The organism is Mycolicibacterium brisbanense, assembly GCF_001570425.1.
Lineage (GTDB): Bacteria > Actinomycetota > Actinomycetes > Mycobacteriales > Mycobacteriaceae > Mycobacterium > Mycobacterium brisbanense.
Genome location: NZ_BCSX01000032.1, coordinates 1 through 1,924 on the forward strand (window position 1 = coordinate 1; position 1,924 = coordinate 1,924).

2 protein-coding genes are annotated in these 1,924 nt (G+C 65.9%); one reads left to right on the forward strand and one right to left on the reverse strand.

The annotated features are described in order from the left end of the window. The first annotated feature begins 157 nt into the window (after positions 1 to 157). The gene (locus RMCB_RS18135; RefSeq protein WP_062829899.1) at positions 158 to 826 is read left to right on the forward strand and encodes an HAD hydrolase-like protein; all 669 of its coding nucleotides are present in this window, start codon (positions 158 to 160) and stop codon (positions 824 to 826) included. Here the strand turns inward: RMCB_RS18135 and RMCB_RS18140 are convergent. Next, positions 801 to 1,664, reverse strand: coding sequence for a type IV toxin-antitoxin system AbiEi family antitoxin (locus RMCB_RS18140; protein ID WP_062829900.1), 864 nt, complete (start codon positions 1,662 to 1,664; stop codon positions 801 to 803). The two genes, RMCB_RS18135 and RMCB_RS18140, sit on opposite strands and share 26 nt — an antisense overlap. Positions 1,665 to 1,924: the final 260 nt, after the last annotated feature.

Below are 1,924 nucleotides of genomic sequence, written 5' to 3' on the forward strand. Positions count from 1 at the left end.
CCAGCCAATACCGTCGGCATCAACCTACCCAAACCCGAAAACCGACTCCAAGCAGCTTGACAACGGCCGGTTCAGGAGGCTCGAGCAACGTTTTCGTCGAACTCGGCGAGCTTCTCGACGCCGCGATCGGCTCACGCGATCCGATTAGGGTGGGCGAGTGAGTTTTCCAGAGACCAAGTGGACCTGTGTTCTGTTCGACCTCGACGGAACCATCGCGAACTCGGCCAAGAACATCACCGAAGCCTTCGCCGCGACGCTGAGCGAACTGGGCCTGCCCGTCCCACCGCCGCACGAACTGCGCACGTGGGTGGGTCCGCCGCCGGCGGAGTCGTTCCGGGTGCGGTTCGGGTTTGACGACGCCGCGGCCGAACACGCCCGCCAGCTCTATCGCAAGCACTATCAACGGATCGGCAATGCCGACATCCGGCCGTTCGACGAGGTACTTCCCGCCCTCGAAGCACTTGCGCAGCAAGGCATTCCGATGGCAGTGGCGACGTCGAAACCTGAGCACACCGCGATCGAGGTGCTCGGACGATTGGGCCTGTCCCGCTACTTCGTCACGGTCTCGGGTGCGTCGCGGGACGAGACCATCAGCGACAAGGCGTCGATCGTGGGCGAGGCATTGCGTCGCCTGAGCGCCGACGGCGTCGACACCAGCAATCCGGTGATGGTCGGTGACCGCCTGCACGATGTCGTCGGGGCTGCTGAACACGGACTCCCGACCGTCCTGGTCGAGTGGGGATACGGACAACCCGGCGAGCACGCCCGGGCACTCGTCACGGTCGGCTCGGCAGACGCCCTCACGGACACTCTGCTCGGGCGGTGACCGAGCCCTGCCATCCGCGGGAGCGCAACGCACTGCGCGCCTGCTCGACGATGTCCTGGCCATAGTCCTCTTTGATGACGTGGATGACGTGCCACCCGAGGCGCTGCAGCACGCGGTTCACCCGAACATCTAGGGCGTACTGGGTACGGCTGGTGAGGTGTTGCTCGCCGTCATATTCGGCGCCGACCTTGAACTCCTCCCAGCACATGTCGATCCGTCGCACGTAGCGGCCTTGGTCATGGATGACCAATTGCGTTGTGGGCTTGGGCAATCCCGCGTCGATGAACTGCAGCCGCAACCACGTCTCCCTCGGCGACTCGGCGCCCCCGTCGACAAGTGGCAACGCCACCCGCAGGCGACGCAGGCCCCGGACACCGGGATGGCGTTTGGCGATCAGCATGACGTCCTCGATCGAGAACGGGCACGCATTCATGAGCGCGTCCAGGCGCTCGACAGCCTTGCCGCGAGGCAGGCGGCGGGCCAGGTCGAACGCGGTGCGCGCGGGCGTGGTGACGCGGATTCCGGCGACTGTCGTGACCTCGTCGTCGTGCAGCGTGTCGAAACGGATCACCAGACCGCGCTGGTGCCTGCCTGCCGCGACCAGCTCGACCGGAACGTCGTCACCGACCCACTTCGCGCCGTGGACCGCCGACGCGGCCACGCCTGCGATCACCCCGCCGGACGTGAGCGCCGCGCCGAGAATCCGATCCCGAAGGGACACCTGGTGTCGCAGCGGCACGTACACGTCGCGATAGATGGGCCGGTACCGGTGTCGCAGCTGGCCCTTGGTGAGGTGACCTGCGGCGACGGCGTTGCTGCCGACAAACGGAGTGCGCACATCTGCTTAGACGCAGGCTGCGCCGATTCGGCTCCCCCGGCCTCGAATTCGACGCAAATGTCGCTGCCCCTCTTTGCCAGGCTGGTTGTGAGTCATTCATCTACCTGTTTGGGATGGAGGGTTATGTCGATCAGCCCGGGGTTTTCGGCGGCGGAGGTTCGTGCGTTTGTCGATCGGTATCACCTGCAGCCTCATGGGCAGAAGCGCGGGTGGCTTGCCGCGCAGGGGGTGTCGGAATCGCGGTTGCGGCGGTGGCAGGC